The organism is Streptoalloteichus tenebrarius (assembly GCF_024171885.1).
Taxonomy (GTDB): Bacteria; Actinomycetota; Actinomycetes; order Mycobacteriales; family Pseudonocardiaceae; genus Streptoalloteichus; species Streptoalloteichus tenebrarius.
Genome location: NZ_JAMTCP010000013.1, coordinates 1 through 19,253 on the forward strand (window position 1 = coordinate 1; position 19,253 = coordinate 19,253).

The 19,253-nt window shown below is 75.3% G+C and carries 13 protein-coding genes and 1 pseudogene; 6 read left to right on the top strand and 8 right to left on the bottom strand.

All coding sequences use genetic code 11. The features are described from left to right. Together LX15_RS13620 and LX15_RS13625 are read right to left on the bottom strand one after the other, a co-directional pair. Window positions 1-268 (bottom strand): annotated as a pseudogene (locus LX15_RS13620) (IS982 family transposase); the annotation flags it as partial. A 1,750-nt stretch (window positions 269-2,018) separates the two neighbouring features. After that, the gene (locus LX15_RS13625; protein WP_253669932.1) at window positions 2,019-2,729 is read right to left on the bottom strand and encodes a helix-turn-helix domain-containing protein; all 711 of its coding nucleotides are present in this window, start codon (window positions 2,727-2,729) and stop codon (window positions 2,019-2,021) included. Between the two features lie 69 nt (window positions 2,730-2,798). On the opposite strand from LX15_RS13625, the gene LX15_RS13630 reads away from it, so the two are divergent. Then, window positions 2,799-3,557 (top strand): EI24 domain-containing protein, encoded by a 759-nt coding sequence (locus tag LX15_RS13630; RefSeq protein WP_253669933.1) that lies wholly within the window; start codon window positions 2,799-2,801, stop codon window positions 3,555-3,557. 454 nt (window positions 3,558-4,011) lie between these two features. Next, window positions 4,012-5,211, top strand: coding sequence for an MFS transporter (locus LX15_RS13635; RefSeq protein WP_253669934.1), 1,200 nt, complete (start codon window positions 4,012-4,014; stop codon window positions 5,209-5,211). Between the two features lie 42 nt (window positions 5,212-5,253). Here LX15_RS13635 and pdxR read toward each other — a convergent pair whose 3' ends face one another. After that, window positions 5,254-6,618, bottom strand: a complete 1,365-nt coding sequence (gene pdxR / locus LX15_RS13640) for a MocR-like pyridoxine biosynthesis transcription factor PdxR (protein WP_253669935.1) — start codon at window positions 6,616-6,618, stop codon at window positions 5,254-5,256. A 74-nt stretch (window positions 6,619-6,692) separates the two neighbouring features. On the opposite strand from pdxR, the gene LX15_RS13645 reads away from it, so the two are divergent. After that, on the top strand, window positions 6,693-7,154 hold the full coding sequence (locus LX15_RS13645) for a carboxymuconolactone decarboxylase family protein (protein WP_253669936.1): 462 nt from the start codon (window positions 6,693-6,695) through the stop codon (window positions 7,152-7,154). Between the two features lie 151 nt (window positions 7,155-7,305). Here LX15_RS13645 and LX15_RS13650 read toward each other — a convergent pair whose 3' ends face one another. Beyond that, window positions 7,306-7,824: a helix-turn-helix domain-containing protein gene (locus LX15_RS13650; RefSeq protein ID WP_253669937.1), complete on the bottom strand. Its 519-nt coding sequence runs from the start codon at window positions 7,822-7,824 to the stop codon at window positions 7,306-7,308. Window positions 7,825-8,872: 1,048 nt separating this feature from the next. On the opposite strand from LX15_RS13650, the gene LX15_RS13655 reads away from it, so the two are divergent. Continuing rightward, window positions 8,873-9,157: a hypothetical protein gene (locus tag LX15_RS13655; RefSeq protein WP_253669938.1), complete on the top strand. Its 285-nt coding sequence runs from the start codon at window positions 8,873-8,875 to the stop codon at window positions 9,155-9,157. A 230-nt stretch (window positions 9,158-9,387) separates the two neighbouring features. Here the strand turns inward: LX15_RS13655 and LX15_RS13660 are convergent, their stop codons facing one another. Continuing rightward, entirely contained in the window at window positions 9,388-12,393 is a 3,006-nt protein-coding gene (locus LX15_RS13660; protein ID WP_253669939.1) for an AAA family ATPase, read from the bottom strand. Between the two features lie 458 nt (window positions 12,394-12,851). Next, window positions 12,852-13,634, bottom strand: coding sequence for a 5-formyltetrahydrofolate cyclo-ligase (locus LX15_RS13665; RefSeq protein WP_253669940.1), 783 nt, complete (start codon window positions 13,632-13,634; stop codon window positions 12,852-12,854). Between the two features lie 290 nt (window positions 13,635-13,924). On the opposite strand from LX15_RS13665, the gene LX15_RS13670 reads away from it, so the two are divergent. Both LX15_RS13670 and LX15_RS13675 read left to right on the top strand, forming a co-directional pair. Continuing rightward, a complete protein-coding gene (locus tag LX15_RS13670) occupies window positions 13,925-15,193 on the top strand; it encodes a Mur ligase family protein (RefSeq protein ID WP_253669941.1) in 1,269 nt (422 codons plus the stop codon). After that, window positions 15,190-15,918, top strand: coding sequence for a type 1 glutamine amidotransferase (locus LX15_RS13675; RefSeq protein WP_253669942.1), 729 nt, complete (start codon window positions 15,190-15,192; stop codon window positions 15,916-15,918). The genes LX15_RS13670 and LX15_RS13675 overlap by 4 nt, the downstream gene beginning before the upstream one ends. Here the strand turns inward: LX15_RS13675 and LX15_RS13680 are convergent. Further along, the gene (locus tag LX15_RS13680; protein WP_253669943.1) at window positions 15,833-17,995 is read right to left on the bottom strand and encodes a prolyl oligopeptidase family serine peptidase; all 2,163 of its coding nucleotides are present in this window, start codon (window positions 17,993-17,995) and stop codon (window positions 15,833-15,835) included. The two genes, LX15_RS13675 and LX15_RS13680, sit on opposite strands and share 86 nt — an antisense overlap. Then, entirely contained in the window at window positions 17,988-19,235 is a 1,248-nt protein-coding gene (locus LX15_RS13685) for an MFS transporter (RefSeq protein WP_253669944.1), read from the bottom strand. The genes LX15_RS13680 and LX15_RS13685 overlap by 8 nt, the downstream gene beginning before the upstream one ends. Window positions 19,236-19,253: the final 18 nt, after the last annotated feature.

Below are 19,253 nucleotides of genomic sequence, written 5' to 3' on the forward strand. Positions count from 1 at the left end.
CCTCCTTGACCAGAGGCAACGCGGCGCGCAGGCGGCGGTTGTAGCCGGACTGGCCCGGCAGGTCAGGAAACGCCCCGGGCAGGTGGTCAGGCACGAACCGCAGCCACCGTGCCTCGGAGGTGAACCCGAGCAGCGCCTGGGCCACCGCGAGGGTGATCAGCTCCGCATCAGTGAGCTTGGGAGGTCGGCCCCACCGGGGCCTGCCAGCCAGGTAATCGTCGATCTTGACGTAGAGTGCGGTGAGAAGGGTGTTCAGGTCGGTCGTCACAAACTGATCTTGAGCACCCTTCGTCCGTCTCCCGGCACCACCCCGGACTTACGCATTACTCGTCTAGGTGTGCTGTCCGCGAAGCTGGTGTGGTTGGTCTGGTTCGACCTGCCGGCGCGATCAACCGCCGATCGACGAACTCGACCGGGAGGTCTCAGTGGGCCCAGCTTCGTGCGCGCCCACCAGCACGCCGTCGCGCCGGCCGCACGTCCCGCCCCCTGTATGCGGGACGTGCGGCGGGCACAACGCACCAGATGACCATGCCATCGGCCGCTTCCACTGCGGACCGACCACGGAGATTCCTCTCTCGCGCGGCGGGCACGGCCGGCCACAGACGATCGTGCCCACCGGTGTCGACATCAGTGACCGCACCACATTTCACCCAGGTGATGCGGACATCTCGTTCCGTCATCCCGGTTCGGCATGGCCTACCAAGGCGAGCCGGGTGATCGCGGACAAGGATTGCTCCAGTCGCGCCCACTCCGCTCACCTTCGTCGGGGGCCGGGCCACCACCCCAAGCGCCAGGGCCAGCAAGCCCACCGTGCCCGCCGTGACGGGTCGGTGGCCGGCCACCCACCTACGATCCCGTGATCCACCCACGCCGAACCATGGCGAACGCCGCTTCGACCGGCTCACACGGTTCCGCGCGATCACCAGCCGCTATGACGGACCACCTCCTCTCGAGGCGTGATCTGGCCGCCCCGCTCCTTCGACGACACGCAGGACACGTCCTAGGTGTACTGACCTCAAAGCTGGTGTGGCTGATCTGATGTGAGCCCGGGGCGTGTTACGCGCGCACGAGTTGACCGACGAGCAGTGGTAGGCGATCGAGCCGTTGTTGTGTGGCTTGACCTGCTGGAACGGCATAGGCCAGCCCTGGGAGAGGTGTCGACCCGCTCTGGCGGTGGTCACGCGTCGGAACCCTGACCACTGTGGTGACAGGTGTGCGGGTGATCGCCGAGGTGATCAGTGAACCCGACCGGGAGGTCTCGGTCGGCTCCAGTACCGTGCGTGCCCACCAGCACGCCGCCGCACCTCCGCGTCACTCACGGCGAATCGTGCGGTGGGCAGGGTGAGCCAGTTGATCTTGCCCTCGGGCGCTCTCCTCCCCGCTTTCGACCCCGCCGCCGACCCCCGCCGCACCGTGGTCGAACGATGCATTAGCCGGCTTCAGCAGTTCCGCGCCATCGCCAGCCGCTACGACGGACCGCCATCTCCCACCGAGGCGTGATCGAGCTGGCCACCCCGCTCATCCGGCTTTGAGAACAGACCCTCGGGCCTGTCTTCAAAGCCGATGTGGCTGATCTGGTGCAGGCGATCGAGCCGTTGTTGCCCGCCTCCCGTGCGATGGGACGCCCACGGCGGACGAGGCATCCGTGCGATCAACGGGATGGCTGGTCTGGTCACGCGCCAATACCGTGACCACTCGGGTGACAGGTGTGCGGGTGATCGCCGAGGCGATGAACGAACTCGACCGGGAGGTTCGGGTCGGCCCCAGTTTCGTGCGTGCCCACCAGCACGCCGCCGGCGCGCCGCACCTCCGCGTCCCCCACAAGGGAGAGGGATCGTGCGGAGTGCAGGGTGAGAGCCAGATGATCACGCCCTCGGCTGCTCCCGCGGTGGACCCACCACGACGATCCCTCTCGCCTGCGGCGGCCACGGTCGGTCACTACTCGGTGGTGTTGACCGGCGGCAACATCAACGACCGCACCACGTTCACCCAGGTCATGAGGACGCGCAGGACAGGACCTAGGCGGCGGGCCGGACGAGGTCCCCCAGTGGCACGCCGGCCAGCGCCCGCACCTCGCGGGCGAGGTGGGCCTGGTCGGCGTACCCCGCCCCGCCGGCGACCTCGGCGAACGGCACACCCGACCGGGCCAACGCGAGCGCGCGGCGCAGCCGCAGGACCCTGGCCAGGGTCTTGGGTCCGTAGCCGAAGGCGTCGCGGCAGCGGCGGTGGAGCTGCCGCGCGCCCACCCCGACCCGCTCGGCGGTCGTCGTGACCGGCTCGCCGGCCGCCGCGCCGGCCACGATCACCGGGAGGGCCGGGTCCGGTGGAGTCGTCGTGTGGCGCAGCCGCTCCGCCGCGACCTCCTCCAGGAACCGGCCCCGCCGCGCCGCCGCGCCGACCTGGTCGGTGAGGCGGCGCACCCGCGCGGACGGCCACAGGTCCGCCAGCGGCACGCGGCGGTCCCGCAGCTCGTGGGCCGGCACGCCGAGCACCGCCGGTCCCACCCCGGGGGCGAACCGCAGGCCGGTGTAGGACGCGCCCGGCGCGCCCACCGCGACCTGGGCGGTCGTGTCCGGGCCGGCCACCAGCAGGCACCCGTCGACCCAGATCAGGTCGAGGCAGCCGTCGGGCAGCACCCGGTGGCTGTCTCCCTCCGCCCCCACTGTCCTGGTCCACACCGCCGAGCCGGGCAACACCGAGGACCGCTCCCGATACACGCCTCCCAGCATTCCACCCACCGACGAGCGGGTGACGTGCGATCATGCCCGCCGGGTTCTCGACAGGAGGAAGGGTCACGGATGCGGGACTTCGTCACGGGGCTGCGCCTGTTCGGCCGGGGGTGGGGCATCGTCCTGCGCTCCCCGCGGCTGCTGGTGCTCGGGGCCGTCCCCGCGCTGCTGACCTCCGTGCTGATGCTGGGCGCGTGGGTGGCGCTGGCCGTGTGGATCGGCGACCTCGCCGCGTGGCTGACCCCGTTCGCCGACGGCTGGGGCGACACCGCGCGCCTCGCCGCCAGGATCGTCGCCGGGATCGCCGTGCTCGGCGGGGCGGTGGCGGTCGGCGTCGTCGCGTTCAGCGCGCTGACCCTCGCCGTCGGCGAGCCGTTCTACGAGCGGATCGCCGAGATCGTGGAGGACGGGCTGGGCGGCGTGCCGAACGCGGTGGAGACCGGGTGGTTGCGCGGCCTGGCGCGGGGCCTTCGCGAGGCCGTGGTGCTGGTGTTCGTGTCGGCGCTGTGCGCGGTGCCGCTGTTCCTCGCCGGGTTCATCCCCGTGCTCGGCCAGACGGTCGTGCCGGTGGTCGGCGCCTGCGTCGGCGCGTGGATGCTCGTGCTGGAACTGGTGGGTGTGGCCTTCGAACGGCGGGGGCTTGGCCTGGCGGAGCGCCGCCGCGCGCTGCGGGGGCGTCGCGCGCTCGTCCTCGGCATGGGGGTGCCGACCTACCTGTTGAGCATCGTGCCGTTCGCGGCGGTCGTGGTGATGCCGGCCGCGGTCGTGGGGGCCACCCTGCTGGGGCGGGAGCTGCTGGGCCGACCGACCGGGGTACGCGGGGCCTGATCGGGTGCGGGACGAACGGGGTGTGCCGCGCGTCCGCGCGGGTGGGATCGGCTGATTCGCTGGACCCGTCCCGACCGGGGTTCCTACCGTGTCGCCCGGGACATCCGCCGGGGCGTCCACCGCGGCGCGCGCGGTCCGCGGTGGGCTCGGCCACCGGCGGGTGACCCGTGGCGGGACCAGACGTGGAGCCAGGGGAGGGGCGACCCGTATGTCTTCGTCGGTGCCCGAGAAGGCCGACCGCGTCGACGCTCCGGTCGTCGACCAGCGCACTGTCCAACCCGTTGAACCGACCCTCCGTCAGCCCGCCGACCCGACCACTGACCAGCCCGCCGACCGGATCGCAGACCCGACCGCAGACCCGACCGCAGACCGGACCGCGGACCGGACCGGGGGCACGACCACCGACGAGACCGCGGACCGGACCCCAGACGACCCAACAGCAGACCGAACCGGGGTGGCGCCCGTCGCGCCGTGGGAGCGGCGGCGTCGCGCGGTCACGGCGATGGTCCTCACCACGGTCCTGGTCGCCGGACAGCAGTACGCGGTGGTCCCCCTCCTCACCGAGCTGGGACGGGACTGGTCGGCCCCGCCGGCCGACCTCACCGAGCTGGTCAGCGCGTTCGGCGTCGCCGCGGTCGCGGCCTTCCTGCTCGGCGGGTCCGCCGCCCGCCGGCTCGGCACCCGGCCGGCCATGGCGCTGGCCATGGCCGTGCTCGCCTTCGGCAGCGCCGCGCTGGCCGCGGCCCCGTCGTTGGCGGCCGGCGGCGCGTTCCGCGTGGTCCAGGGGGTCGGCGCCGGGTTCTTCCTCGCCGGGGCCCTGACCCACCTGCGGGACCGGGTCGCGCCGGACCGGTGGCCGGCGGCGGCGCGGTGGGTCGTTCTCACGGTGGTCGGCGCGGGTGTGGCCGGCCCTGCCCTCGCCGAGGCGGTGGCCGCGCTCGTCGGGTGGCGCGGCGTGTTCGGGGCGGGCGCGGTGGCCCTGGTCTGGTCAGGGGCCTGGCTGCACCTGGTGCTGGCCACGGCCGTGCACGGCCCGAGGGGCGTGCTGCTGCCGTCGTTGCGGCAGAAGGGGAAGGTGCTGGCGCGCCCGAGGGCGGCCGTGTTGTGCCTGGCCATGGCGCCCGTCCTCGGCGGCGTGGGCGTGGTCGGGACGGCGTTGGAGTCGCTGGGGCCGGAGACGGTGAGCGGGGACGCCGACACGATGGTCGCCGTGCGGACCGCGGCCGTCGCCCCGGTGGCGCTCGTCGCGCTGGCCGGGGGATTCCTCCGGCGGCTGCGGGCGTTGCGGGTGGCGGCGACGGCGTTGGTCGTCGACGCGGCGGCCACGGCGGCGCTGGCCGTGGGCGGCGGCTCGGTGGGCGTGGTGGCCGTGGCCCTGGTGTTGGTGACGCTCGGCGTGGCGGTGGCCGCGCCGGCCCTGCACGAGGCGTTGGCCGCCGTGGCCGGCGAGGCGCGCGACTCCGTCCTGTCCCTGTCGCTGGTGACGCTCGTGCTCGGCGCGAGCCTGGAGCCCCGGCTGGTGTCGGTGCTCGGCTCGGCCGGGCTCCCCCTCGTCCTCGGGGTGGTCGCGGCCGCGTTCCTGGTGGCCGCCGGTCTCGTCGTGTGGGTCGACCGGACCAGCCGTGGCCCGGCCGAACGGGCGAGCGCCGCCTAGGGCTGGCCGGGTGCGAGCCGACCGGGTGGGGTGTCAGCAGGGTCAGCGGGTGGAGTGGAGGAGATCCACCAACTGGTCGATCGCGGCGTCGGCGTCCGCCACGGGCGGTCGGCTGTACCCGATCACCAGACCACCCGCTCGGGGGAGGCCGTGCCAGTAGGGCTCCAGACCCGAGAGGGCGAGCGACCGCTCCGCGGCGGCGGCCAGCAGCTCCCGCTCCCTGGCCGGGCCGCCGGCCAGCCGCAGCACCGCGTGCAGCCCGGCCGCGATGCCGGTCAGCCGCGCCCCCGGCACCGTCGCCAGCAGCCGGACCAGCCGCCGGTGCCGGCGCTGGTACTCGGCGTGGCCGCGCCGCACGTGACGGGCGAACCGGCCGTCGCGGAGGATCTCGGCCAGGGTGAGCTGGTCGAGGCTGGGGACGGTTCCCAGCGGGACGGCGGCGGCGAGCGCGTCCATCAGGCGGGCCGGGACCGCGAGCCAGGCCAGCCGGAGCCCGGGGGACAGGGTCTTCGACGCGGTGCCCGCGTAGATCACGCGGGACGGGTCCAGGGCGTGCAGCGCGCCGACCGGCCTGCGGTCGAACCGGTACTCGCCGTCGTAGTCGTCCTCGACGAGGTAGCCGTCGACCCGCCTCGCCCACTCCACGAGCTGGCGGCGGCGTCCCGGGGTGAGCGTGGCTCCCAGCGGGTTCTGGTGCGCGGGGGTCACCACCAGCGCGCGCACGGGGACGCCGACCAGCCCGGCCGGGTCGACTCCGTGGTCGTCCACCGGCACCGGCCGCACCCGCAGCCCCACCCGCTCCAGGAGCTGGCGGTGGAGGTGGAAACAGGGGTCCTCCATGCCGATCGCCCGGTGCCCGAGCGCGCGGAACATCGTCGCCAGCGTGACCAGGGCGGAGCCGAAGCCGGGGCAGACCACGATCCGCTCCGGCGGACACAGGACCCGGCGGCTGCGGGCCAGGTGCTCGGCCAACGCCACCCGCAGGTCCCGCTGCCCGAGCCGGTCGGGGTACTCGTGGGCGTCGGGTTCGCCCCTGTCCAGGACGGCGCGCTGCGCGCTGGTCCACGCCCGCGCGGGGAACAGGGAGGTGTCGGGGTGGCCGGGCCGCAGGTCCCACCGGGGCCGGGGCGGGGGCGGCGCCGGCGACACCGCGCTCTCCGCCACCTGGCCCCTGGCGACGATCGTGGGCGCGCCCTGCCGGGCGGTCAGCCAGCCCTCGGCGATGAGCTGGTCGTAGGCGTGCACCACGGTGCCCCGGGAGACGCCGAGGGCGGCGGCCAGCTCCCGGGTGGAGGGCACGGCGGACCCCGTGGTGATCCGGCCGGTGTGGATCGCCTCGCGCAGGGCCTGCTCGATCGCGACCCGCAGCGGGCGGATCGGGGGGAGGTCGAGGTGCAGCTCGGTCACTGGTCCAGTGTTCCAGCGCGGAACTGGTCCAGGATCGTGGACCAGTCGCCGGAGCCGCACCTAGCCTCGCCGGGGTGAGCGACTACCGGATCAATCTCGGCAAGGCGTGGCCGGAGGGCTACAAGGCGATGTTCGCCTTCAGCGCGGCCACCAGGGGGGACCTCGACCCGATCCTGCGGGAGCTGGTGAAGGTCAGGGCGTCGCAGCTCAACGGCTGCGCCTACTGCCTCGACATGCACACCAAGGACGCCAGGGCGGCGGGGGAGACCGAGCAGCGGCTCTACGCGCTCAACGCCTGGCGGGAGACGACGTTCTTCACCGACGCGGAGCGCGCCGCGCTGGCGCTGACCGAGGCGCTGACCCTGCTCGACCGGGGGCACGTGTCGGACGAGGTGGTCGAGGAGGCCCGGCGTCACTTCGACGAGCCGACGCTGGCGAAGCTGGTCATGGCCATCGTGGCGATCAACGCGTGGAACCGGCTGATGACGGTGCAGCGGCCGCCGGTCGGCGACTACCAGCCGGGTGGCCCCCGCTGACACGCCGACGGGGCCGGCGGCTCCCCCGAAGGTGAGCCCGCCGGCCCCGTCGTGTGCGCGGTGGCGGCCGCGTCGGCGGCCGTCAGCGGCGATCAGTGCTCGTCAGCGGCGGTCAGTGCTGTCAGCGCCCGTCAGCGCCCGTCAGCGCCCGTCAGCGCCCGTCCAGCTCGGCCGCCTCCAGCAGGTAGCCTCTGCCCCACGCGGTGCGGATGGCCAGGCCCAACGGCTGGATGCGCCGCCGCAGCCGCATGATGTGCAGGTCCAGCGCGTTGCGCGTGGCGCCGCCGGGCCGGCCGGCGATCCTGGCACCCAGCGCCTTGCGCGGCACGAGCTGGCCGAAGCGCTCCACGAGCAGTTCGAGCAGCTCCGCCTGGGTCGGCGAGATGGTGACGGAGCGGGTGCCGAACCGGATCACCCCGCTGGGGTCGAGTTGGGGCACGCGGTGCGCGCTGACCCTGGCGCGCAGTGCGGCCACCCTGGCCTTGAGGTCGTTCTTGCAGATGGGCGCTCGCACCCAGTCCTCGCGGAAGTCCGCGGAGATCGGCGCGGAGGCGCCGCGTTCGACCACGAGCAGCCGGGGCACGCCCAACGCCCGGCAGTGGTCGCGGAGCGCGGCCTCCGCAGGCCAGCGCACCAACTGCACCTCTTCCCTGTCCAACGTTCCCAGCATCTTGGGCTCCCCAGTGGTGTTCGGCGTGACGGGGGCCTTCGGCGTGACCGGTCCGAGGGCGCCCGCGCGCCCGTGGAGCGGTCCCCCAGTGCGTCCTGCGCGGCTTTCCACCACGATGACGGCCGACGGCAATTTCCCCACATCGCCGGATTGAAACGTGTCGGGTTGCGACCAGCAACCCGCGTCACCGGGTCGGCCTAATTCCTTCGGGGGGGAGGCCGTTCTTTCGGTCGGTTTCCAATTCCTTGGAATGATGACGCTCTCCGTGGGACGTGGACCCTGGGACATTGCGTCCAGGACGGGTGTCCGGTATAAGGGGCGGGAGCGGACGGGTGAACGTGGTGCCGCCGAACGGCGCAACAACCTGGACGTTGGTCGAGGTCCAGGCCGTGTCTTCCGCCATTCGGCCCAGAGTCCGCTACTCCGGGGCCAGGGGAGCGCCCCCGCGGTCCCGTCTGGTGAAAATGATTGCGCCGGGGTGGTTGACTGGTCGCGCGAGCCGTGCCACGGGTCCGTGCGGGGACGTGAAGTATGGACCGAGTCGGCCCCTCTCGTCATCATTTGTTTCGTCGCGCGTTCGTCCGCTTTAACGGATTTTTTCGCCGTGTCGCCCCCGGCGGACCGCCCTCGGTGTGGTCATTGGCGGGTGCGCCCGTGGGCCGTACGGGCCAATCTCCGTCCGGTAACGGTGTCCGTTCCGGGTACCCGTGTCCGGTGCGGGGCGACGCGACACGCCGGGGGGACGTCCATGATCACGGCCCGTCCCGGCGCGGCGCCGCTCCGGCCCCGGGGAGGCGGCGCGCGTCCTTCCCGTCGGTGCCCGTCGGCTCCCCTCCGGTCCCCGACCGTCACCGTTCGTGTGCCCCCGTGTCGTCCTGGCGAGCGGGTCGAGCACGGGTCGGCCGACGTTGGGCGGCAGTTTGGGCGAGGCGCGAACAAACGGGGGGTGACGCGTGGATACTGGCTGGTGATCCGTCAGCCGACGGGTGTTGCTCCGTCCCTTCGCCGACACACCGAACCCCCGCGAGGTGGGGAGGAGAGCACCGTGATGACGATGCGCAACGACGCGCAGTCGGATGGTCGAGGCGAGAGTCTGGCCGACCTCGCCGAGGCCCTGTTCTGTAGTCCGCTCCGCCCCGAGGACCGGCCATCCCCCGACCAGGTCCGCGACGCCGTGCGCGCGAGCCTGCGGGCCCACAGCGGCGACCCGAGCACCTGCGCCTGCGAACTCGCCCAGGCCTACGGGGAGTACCCGGAGATCACCGTGGCCAGGATGCGGTGGTGCAGGGAGGCCGTGGCCGAGGCGTTCGGCCTGGGCATGGCCACCACCTGAGGAGCGTTCCGCCGGACGGTGGGCGCCACCGGGCCGGCTACGGCGGACCCTCGTCCGCCGGGTCGGGTCCGGTGGCCCCTCCGGGGCGCGGGCCCGCCGCCGCACGGCTGCCGCGAAGCGACGCGCCACGGCGCGTCGACCCGCCGCCTCCGCCGGCCCGGCTGGAGCGGGTCGCCCCAAACGGGGATCGACGGGCTCCCGGACAGGACCTCGGGCGATCTCAGACGATCTCAGACGGGATCGGAGTCGGGCAGCAGCCGCGCCACGCCGGCCCTGGACCGCACCGCGAGCTTGCGCAGCACCCGCGTCACGTGGGTCTCGACCGTCCTCGGGGCGATCACCAGCCGCTCGGCGATCTCCTTGTTGCTCAGGCCGGCCGCGAGGAGCTGGGCGATCTGCCGCTCGCGACCGGTGAGCGCGCCGAGGACGCCAGCCCCGCCGGCCGGGTCGGGCTCGGACGGCCGGGGCAGTCGGGCCCCCAGCCGGCGTTCCAGGTCGAGCACGGGCGGCCGCAGACCGGTCGCGCCCCGCTCCCTGGCGATCGCCTTGGCCCGCCGGGTGTGCTCGGCCGCGGCCGCCGCGTCGCCGGCGGCCAGCGCGATCTCGGCGGCCGTCACCAGCGCGCGGGCGCGCGGCAGCGGCTGGCCCACGGCGTGCTGGTCCTCCTCGGCCCGGCGGGCCGCGTCCTCGGCCAGGTCGAGCCGGCCGTCGGCCAGGTGGACCCGGGCCGCGGCGACGAGGGCGCCGCCCCGCTGCCCGGCCAGCTCCAGCGCGGTCGCCTCGTCCACGGCCTCGGCCGCCGACCGCCGCGCCAGGGGCAGGTCCCCCGCGGCGAGCGCGATCTCGGCGCGCAGCGCCAGCCAGGTCGGTCGCATGCAGCCCGCCGGACGGGAGAGCACGTCGGCGAGCAGGTCGCGGGCCTCGGCCAGCCGGCCCTGCGCCAGGCGCACCCTGCTCAGCGCCCCGCCGGCGGCGTCCCACCACCACGTGTGCCGGTCGGTCGCGGCCACCGCCCGCTCCGCCCATGGCGCCGCGCCCTCCGGGCCGGACAGCCACAGCTCGGCGCTGGCGCGCAGCGCGTGGGCCATCGCGGTCATCGGCCGGCTGGCGATGAGCTGGGCGCTCTCGGCCGCGTCCCCGGCCAGCTCCACGGCGGTGGCCAGCTCGCCGAGCGCGTTCGCCGCGAAGCACCGGCCGAGCAGGAAGTAGGTGACCACGTGGTTCTGGCCGAACCGGCGGGACAGGGCCAACCCGCGCTCCAGGTGCCGCGTCGCGGCCGCGTGCTGTTCCAGCAGGGTCTCGGCCCAGCCGAGCTGGCCGACCGCGTCGAGCACGCCGGACAGCTCCCGGTCGCTCATCGCGTCCACCCCGGCGGCGGCCCGCTCCACCGACCGCCGGGCCTGGTGGATCGCGCCGGTGTGCGCTCCGCCCACGGCGAGCACGGCGTGCGCGGCGGTGACCACCACCCGGTTGGCGTGGTCGCCCAGCGCGGCCACCAGCGCGCGGCTCTGCTCGAACCGACCCCGCAGGGCCGCGACCGTGGCCAGCTCCAGCCGCAGGGGGTGGGAGAGGGTCGGGTCCGCCGCTTCCGCCGCTTCCGCCGTGTCCGACGGGGCTGTCGCGTCGGCCGCGTTGGTCGGGACTGCCGCCTCGGACGGGACTGCCGCCTCGGACGGGACTGCCGCCTCGGACGGGACTGCCGCCTCGGACGGGACTTCGGCCTTGGTGGGGACTGCCGCGTCCGGCGGGGCTGTCGGGCGCGTCGCGTGGGCGCGGGTCCCGGCGAGGTCGGGCTCGGCCAGCTCGGCGGTCAGCATGCCGGCCGCCGCCGAGTAGTGGCCGAGCACCCGTTCCACCAGCGCGCACTGCGCGACCAACGCGACCCGCAGGCCGAGGGGACGCCGGGGCGCCGACGCGAGCATGTCGTGCAGGAGCTCCCGGCTCCGCCCGAGGTCGCCGGTCATCGCCAGCGCCCTCGTCTTCATCACCAGCATCTCCAGCCGGGCCGCGGGGTCACGGCCCGGCGGCAGGAGCGACAACGCGCCCCGCAACCACTCCACGGCCGTTGCCGGCGCGGTGTCCAGCACGTCGGTGGCGGCCCGGCGCAGCAGCGCGACCGCGTCGAGGTCGCCCACGGTGGCCGCGCGCAGCACGTGCGGCGCCAGCGCCAGGGGGCCGCCGCCCCTGGCCGCCAGGGCCCGGCGGGCCCGGTCGTGCGCGGCGATCCGCCAGCCCCCGCTGCTGTCCCGGTAGACCAGGCTCCTGACCAGCGGGTGCCGGAACCGGAAGGAGCGCCGCCCCTCCTCCTGCCGCACGAGGTCCCGTTCGGTCACGGTGTTCAGCCCGGTCAGCGCGGCCTCCTCCGGCAGGTCGGCGACCTCGGGCAGCAGGGACGGGTCGAACGGGTCGCCGATCACCGCCGCCGCCCTGGCCACGGCCAACGCGTCGGCGGGGAGGTCGACCAGCTCGCGGCGCAGCGCGGCCAGCACCGGGGCCGGCAGGTCCCCGTCCAGCGCCGGCGCGGGGCCGGCCGTCCACGCCGTGTCCGGCAGGTGGCGCAGCACCTCCAGGTAGAACGGGTTGCCGCCGCTGGCCAGGAACAGCCGGCGCGGCGCGCAGCCGCCGGCCCGCGCGCCCAACAGCTCGGCGACGTCGTCCTCCGACAGCGGGTCCACGTCCAGCCGCACCCGGTCCAGGGCGGGCGCGGTCTCCGCGATCGCCGCCGCGAGCCGGGGCGAGCACTGGCGCGGCCGGTAGGCGCCGACGACCAGCAGCGGGCCCGCCGGCGGGTGGCGCAGCAGGTGGCTGAGCAGCTCCAGCGAGGCCCGGTCGGCCCAGTGCAGGTCGTCGAGCACGAGCACCCGCGCGCCGGCGGCGGAGAGCAACCGCCGCACCGCGCGGTAGATGCGGTGCCGTTCCGCGGCGACCGAGCTGACCGGCTGCCCGGAGACGACCGCCGTGACCAGCGGGTCGGCCTCCGCCTCCCGGTCGCGCAGCAGCTCGTCGAAGATCCCGAGGAAGGCGCCGAACGGCACCTCCTGCTCGAACTCCGAGCCCCCGCCCCACGACACCCGGCGCCCCTCGGCCGTGGCGACCGCGGCGAACTCGGTGAGCAGCCGGGTCTTGCCGATGCCCGGCTCGCCGACCACCTCGACGAAGGCCGACCGCGACGGGAACGCCCTCAGGGTCGCGCCCCACGCGCCGAGCTGACCCGACCTGCCCACCAATCCCGGCACGGGGGTGACGCTACGGAATCCGCGACCCGGAATACGGGGTTTCCACGATGCTCCACCGGAACGGCCGAGTCCAAGATCGGTTCTGGGTGGCGAGGCGCCCGCCGTGGACGTCCCGACGACCGCACGTCGGGTCAGGGCGGTCGACGGCATGGTGGCCGCCACCCGCGGAACCTGAACGTGGTGACGTGACCGCGCGGCGGGGCAGCTCGGGGGAGTGGCCCACCGCCGGTCCGAGTCGGGTCGGGCTGGTCCGTTCCCGGTAAGGAGGGGCAGCCTGGTGGGGCGGACCGACCCGATCCTCCTGGCGGGCGTCATGCGTGGGACGCGACCGGGTACGTCCTCGGTCGCCGCACGTCCCCACCGCCCACGCATGACGCCCGTCAGTCGTGTCAGCCCTGTCGGACGGCCGGGTCAGCCTGTCGGGTGGCGTCAGGCGCGTCAGACCCTGTCGGGTGGCGTCAGCCGGTCCCGTCGCGTTCGGCGCGCATCCTGGCCAGCAGCGGGATCGCCGCGATCTTCTCCTCGGTCAGCTCGTCCCACCGGACGCCGCCCCTCGGCCGGGGCGAGCCGTCCCGGCAGTCGATGACCCGCTCCGGGGTGACGACGAGGTCCAGCCGCACGTCGTGGTCCACCGACGGGATCACACCCGGCTCCCTGACCTGGATCTCGTGCACGGTGGTGACGACGAGCGTCTCCGGCCCGACCAGGCCGGCCTCGGCGGCCACCGCGAACTCCAGGTCGCTGAACCCGCCGCCCTTGCCCAGGCGCGTGCCGTGCCGGTCGACCGCGACGCAGCCGGTCACGACCAGGTCCACCGGTTCGAGGTCGGCCACCGCGACCCGCACCGCGGAGGCCGTGGCCCCCCTGATCGAGGACGCCCTGCGCGGCGTGTCCGCCAGGTTCGCCGGGTCGAGCAGGAAGAACGGCGACTCCTCGGCCAGCCGGGGCACGGCCATGTAGACGGTCTTGCCGTCCTCCAGGGCGCGCTGCCGCACCGGCCACTGCGCCGAGTCCGGGTTCGCCTTGATCGTGCGCGCCCGCCGCCACGCCTCGGTGGCGCGCAGCCGCTCCGCCGCCGCCTCCGCCCCGGTGAAGTTCGGGATGCGGCCGCGCGCGCCGGGGAACCGGGCGACGCGGGCGTCGGTCAGCTCGGCCCACACCCGCTCCCGCAGCTCCGCCTTGGCGGCCAGCAGCTCGGACGGCCCGCCCGCGTCGTGGTCGTGTCGTCGGGGTGTCCGCACACCGCCACCCTAGCCACCGGCCCGACGCGAGCCCTCGCGCGCCGTGTTCGGCTGCCGTCTCGGTCACACCACCGGTGGCACCAGAGAGGGAAAACCGGCTCGGACCTGCGGAATTCGGGCGCACCGAGACCCATCCGCAACAATTGGGGGAAAGCAGCGACGAGCGGTCGGGCAACCCGGGGCGGTGGCGGACGTCTGCCGTACGGGGTGTGGAGCGCCGGCGGTGGCCGGCGCACCGGACCGCCGGCCACCGCCGGCGGCCGGGACCGGCACGCGTGACGGCGAGCGGGATGGGACGGCAGATGGTGGTGGGCCTGGTGGGTTCGCGCGATCCGGGAAAGCGGCGGCGCACGCTCGCCGCCACCAAGCTCGGGAAGGGCGCGGCCTGGCTGTCGCGCACCGCCGGGCTCGGTGAGGGCGGGATCATCGGTGGCCGCGTCGCCATGGCGCTGGACCGCGACGTGCTGTCCGGGCTGGCCGCCGGCCGCACCGTCGTCCTCGTGACCGGCACCAACGGCAAGACCACCACGACCTCGATGGTCGCCAGGGCGCTGTCGGCGGCGGGCCCGGTCGCCAGCAACAGCACCGGCGCGAACATGCCCGACGGGCACGTCGCCGCGCTGATGGCCAGGCCGGACGCCCGCTACGCGGTGCTTGAGGTCGACGAGATGCACCTCGACGTCGCCGCCGAGCAGACCCGGCCCGCCGCGATCCTGCTGCTCAACCTCAGCCGCGACCAGATCGACCGGGTCGGCGAGGTGCGCACCGTGGCCGCGCGGCTGCGCCAGGTCGTCGTGGACAACCCGCAGGCCGTGGTCGTGGCCAACGCCGACGACCCGATGGTGGTCTTCGCCGCCGAGCCGGCCCGCAGGGCGGTGTGGGTGTCGGTCGGCGGCGGCCGCTGGACCGGCGACGCCGCGAGCTGCCCCAAGTGCGGCGAGCGGATCGACGTCTCGGTCGAGCGCTGGGCCTGCTCGTGCGGGCTGCGCCGGCCGGAGCCGGCGTGGTCGGTGCACGGCCAGACCGTGGTCACCGACGGCGGCAGGGAGCTGGAGCTCCAGCTCAACCTGCCCGGCCAGGTCAACTACGGCAACGCCGCGCTGGCGATGGCCACGGTGGCCCAGCTCGGCGTCGTGCCCGAGGCCGCGCTGCCGCGCATCAGGGAGGTCTCCGAGGTCGCCGGCCGCTACGGCGACCTGGTGATCGGCGGGCGCAAGGTGCGGCTGCTGCTGGCGAAGAACCCGGCGGGCTGGCACGAGATGCTCCAGCTCGTGCGCACCAGCGGGCGCCCGGTGATGCTCGTGGTCAACGCCAGGGAGGCCGACGGCTTCGACCTGTCGTGGCTGTGGGACGTGCCGTTCGAGCAGCTCGCGGGCGCGCAGGTGGTGGTGGCCGGCGAGCGCGCGGCCGACATGGCGGTGCGCCTGCGCTACGCCAGGGTCGACGTCACCATGAACCCCGACCCGGTCGAGGCGGTGCGGCTGGCCCCGCCGGGCGACCTCGACGTCATCGCGAACTACACCGCGTTCCGGATGCTGCGTGTGAAGGGTGAGGCATGAGCGGGACCCCCAGGACCTCGGCCGTGCGGATCGCCCTGGTCCTGCCGGACATGTTGGGCACCTACGGTGACCGGGGCAACGTGGCCGTGCTGGCCGAGCGGCTGCGGCTGCGCGGCATCGACAGCGAGGTCGTCGAGATCAACGCCGGCGAGTTCGTGCCGGCCGACTGCGACCTCTACATGATCGGCGGCGGCGAGGACGTCGCCCAGCTCGTGGCCGTGCGGCACCTGCGGCAGCAGGGCACGCTCGTCGCGGCGGCCGAGCGGGGCGCGGTCGTGCTGGCGATCTGCGCCGGCATGCAGATCCTCGGCACCTCGTTCGTCGGCTCGGACGGCGTGGTGCACGGCGGGCTCGGCCTGCTCGACGTCAGCACGCGGCCGATGCCCAAGCGGGCGATCGGCGAGCTGGTCGTGCGGCCCGACCCGGCGTTCGGCAGCGAGCTGCTGACCGGGTTCGAGAACCACGGCGGCTGCACCTACCTGGGCCAGGACGCCCGCCCGCTGGGCGCGGTCCTGTCCGGCGTCGGCAACGGCGTCAACGCCGTGGAGGGCGCGGTGCAGGGCAGGGTGATCGGCACCTACCTGCATGGGCCGTGCCTGGCGCGCAACCCGCAGTTCGCCGACCGGCTGCTGTCCATGGTCACGGGGACGGAGCTGGCGCCGCTGTCGATCCCCGAGGTCGACGCCCTGCGGGCCGAGCGCCTGCGCGCCGTCGGGATTCGCTGAGCACCGACACCGACGCCGACCCGGTCAGCGCCGAGGACACCGCCGCCGAGCACAGGCCGAGTTCGGTCATCAGGAACGCGAGCTGCTCGGCCTCCCGCAGGAGCCGGTCCTCCTGGCCGTTCTCCCTGGCGGGTCCGGTCTGCCGCACCCGCAGCAGGACCGGGTGCGGCCCGACGGTGGCCGCCTGGAGGCGCGCGGCCATCTTGCGGCCGTGCCAGGTGGGGCAGCTCCGGTCGAGCGCGGCGCAGTCCAGCAGCACCGCCGGGTAGTGCGTCCCTCGCCGGACCTGGTGGTACGGCGAGTAGGAGTGCAGGACGGCGGCGTCCTCCGGGGTGTCGGGGTCGCCGAGGTCGGCGATGACGGCGTCGGCCGGGGTCGCCCGGTCCTGGCGGTAGCGGAGCAGGTCGAGCAGGGGCAGCGTGGCCACGCACGCCCGGTACAGCCCGGGGCGTTGGGTGATGGCCGCGACCGAGGCGAGCGCGCCGAGCGAGGCGCCGACCACGCCGAGCCGGTCCGGGCTGGTCCAGCCCCGCCGGACGAGGTCGGCGGCGATCGCGTGCAGGTCGTCGACGGTGGTCTGCTTGGTGCGGCGCCGGGCGGCCCGCCACCAGTCGGCGCCGTACTCGCCGCCGCCGCGCAGGTGGGCGTGCACGTAGATCCCGCCGAGGTGGACCCAGGCGGCGGGCAGGCCGGACAGGTAGGCGGGGAGCCAGGCGACGTTGAGGGCGCCGTGGCCGCCGATGACCGCCGGCAGCGGCCCGCGTTCCGGGTCGCCGCGCAGGACCACCTTGTAGGGGATCGGGGTGCCGTCCACGCCCGGGGCGGTCGCCTCGATCACGCGCGCGTCGTCGACCACGGCGTGCGGCCGGGTCAGGCGGTGCAGCGCGGAGGTGGGGAAGTCGTACCGGTACACCGTGGGGGCGCGGGTCAGCGAGGAGAACACGAACGCGCAGCCGGCGCCGGCCGGCGCGACCAGCCCGGTGTCCCTGCCGCCGCCCGCCCCCACCATGCCGGGTTCCGGCAGCGGGATCTCGCCCCTGACACCGCCGTCCACGCCGATCCGCCGCAGGCGCGTGGCGCCGTCGGCGTGCTCGGCGAGCACCAGCTCGGCGCCGACAGCGGTCACCGAGGACATCACCGCGTCACCGGGCGGCACCAGCTCGCGCCAGCGGCGGCGGTCCAGGCCGCCGTCGCTGAGCGGGATCGCGACCAGCCGGCCCCTGGGGCCCCGGTCGTCGGTCACGGCGACGAACCTGTCGCCGACGACCGTGCCGCGGAAGGAGCCCGGGACCGTGCGCAGGAACGGGCGCCAGGACACGCTGGAGTACAGGTCGCGCTGGTAGTGGGGCCGGGAGGGGCCGTGGGCGAGCGCCCAGCGCCCCTCCTGGCACACGGTGATCCTGCGGGCGGCGAACCCGGGCGGCAGCGCCTGGGGCTCGATCTCGGGCCTGGCCGCGTTGCCGGTGACCCGCACCAGCAGGACCTGGGTGGCGCCGTCCGGTCGGGCCGGGTCGACGACCACGGCGAAGAACCGGCGGCTGTCCGGCAGCCAGGTGACCCGGCAGTGGCCGGGGCGGGGCAGGCCGTCGACGACGACGTCGCCCGTGGCCGTGTCGATCACGCGGAACAGCGGCGGCCGGGCGGGGCCGCCGACGCTGAGGGCGAGCAACCGGCCGTTGGGCGAGGGCTGCCACAGCATCGTGGCCGGGCCGTCGGGGACCAGCTCGGCCAGGTCGACCACGCGGCGGCCCCTGCCGGTGGGGGTGTCGGAGACGTCGAGCACCGGCAGCCGCGCCCCCCGCGGGACGTGCTCGCGGAACCACCAGCGCCCGTGCGGCTCGGGCGGGTGATGGTCGAGCACGGAGGCGTGGAACCGGCGGGCGGCGGCCAGCGCCTGCTCCCAGGCCGGCCCGCCGCGCAGGCGTCGGACGGCCAGCCGGTCCTGCGCCCACTGCCAGGCCAGCGTCTCGGGGCTGTCGACCTCCAGCCACTGGTACGGGTCGTCGAACTCGATCCCGCCGATCCGGTGGGACCGAGGGCGCAGCGGGGTGATCGGGTAGTCGGGGCGGTCAGGCACCGGGTTCTCCGTGTTCTCCGTCGGGGTCGGCCTGCCGCGTGGGCAGCAGGGGAGGGAGGCGTCGCAGGCGGCTGCTGGAGGTCACCACGACCGCCAGCGCGGCCAGGCCCGCGGCCAGCGCGAGCAGGGCGGCGGCCGGGCCGGCGCGGTCGAGCAGCAGGCCGGCCGCGGGTGGGCCGAGCGGGGTGGCGGCCGTGCCGACGAGCGCGGCGGCGGCCTGCGCCCTGCCCCGGAGCGCGTCGGGGGTGCGCAGCAGGCGCAGGGACCCGAGCACGGCGCCGGCGACCGGGCTCACCCCGCTGCTGACGGTGAGGGCGGCGGCCAGGACGGTCAGCACCGGCGCGCTGGCGGACAGCGCCAGCAGGGTCGCGGGGACCCAGCAGGTGGCGAGCACCGCCGACCACGGCGACAGGACGTGGCCGACGCCGGTGGCCAGCGCCGAGCCGAGCAGCGCGCCCGCCCCGACCGTGGCGTAGACGAGTCCGATCGACAGCCCCGAGGTGTGGTGCCGGACGCCGACGGCCACCACGACCAGGGGGACCGCGCTGAACACGGCGTTCTGCGCGGCGTGCACGAGGGTGGTCTGGCGCAGGAACCCGTCCCGCCACAGGAACGCCAGCCCGGCGAACAGCCCGGAGCCCTCCTCGCGGTGGGGGGCGGGCAGCGGGGTGTCGATCGCGAGCACGCACAGCGCCGCGACGAGCGAGCCGGCCGCGGCCACCGCGAACGGCAGGGCGGGGGCCAGTTCGAACAGGGCCCCGCCCAGCGGCGGGCCGGCCAGCGCGGCCCCGGCCAGCCGGGCGTGGTGGGCGGACAGCGCCCTCGGCAGGCTCGGGCCGGGGACGAGGCGCGGCAGGGCCGCCATCTCGGCGGCGCCCAGCGTGGCGCGCAGCGCGGCGTCGACCCCGGCGGTGAGGAGCACGAGCGGCAGGGAGTGCTCGTCCGCCCGCACGGCCAGGGCGAGCAGGCCGGTGGCGACCGCGCTCCCGCACGCGCACACCGTGATCACCGTCCGCCGGTCGTGCCGGTCGGTGAGCCGGCCTCCCGGCAGGGCCGCCGCGGCCGCGGCGGCCAGCACGCAGCAGCCGACCAGGCCGGCCTCCGCCGCGGAGCCGCCGGTGGCGAGCACGAGCAGGGGCAGCGCGACGGCCGCCGCGAGCGAGCCGACCGCGGTGGTGCTCGCGGCCAGCCACAGCAGCCGGAAGTCGCGGTTGGCCAGGAGTCGGGACGGGGGTGGCACGGGCCTCCCTCGGGACGC

What these genes read in the sequence shown, in the direction of transcription:
- LX15_RS13675 (WP_253669942.1), top strand. Translation starts at nt 15,190, where the DNA reads ATGAGCGGGACCCCCAGGACCTCGGCCGTGCGGATCGCCCTGGTCCTG.
- LX15_RS13630 (WP_253669933.1), top strand. Translation starts at nt 2,799, where the DNA reads ATGCGGGACTTCGTCACGGGGCTGCGCCTGTTCGGCCGGGGGTGGGGC.
- LX15_RS13625 (WP_253669932.1), bottom strand. Translation starts at nt 2,729, where the DNA reads ATGCTGGGAGGCGTGTATCGGGAGCGGTCCTCGGTGTTGCCCGGCTCG.
- LX15_RS13655 (WP_253669938.1), top strand. Translation starts at nt 8,873, where the DNA reads ATGACGATGCGCAACGACGCGCAGTCGGATGGTCGAGGCGAGAGTCTG.
- LX15_RS13670 (WP_253669941.1), top strand. Translation starts at nt 13,925, where the DNA reads ATGGGACGGCAGATGGTGGTGGGCCTGGTGGGTTCGCGCGATCCGGGA.
- LX15_RS13650 (WP_253669937.1), bottom strand. Translation starts at nt 7,824, where the DNA reads ATGCTGGGAACGTTGGACAGGGAAGAGGTGCAGTTGGTGCGCTGGCCT.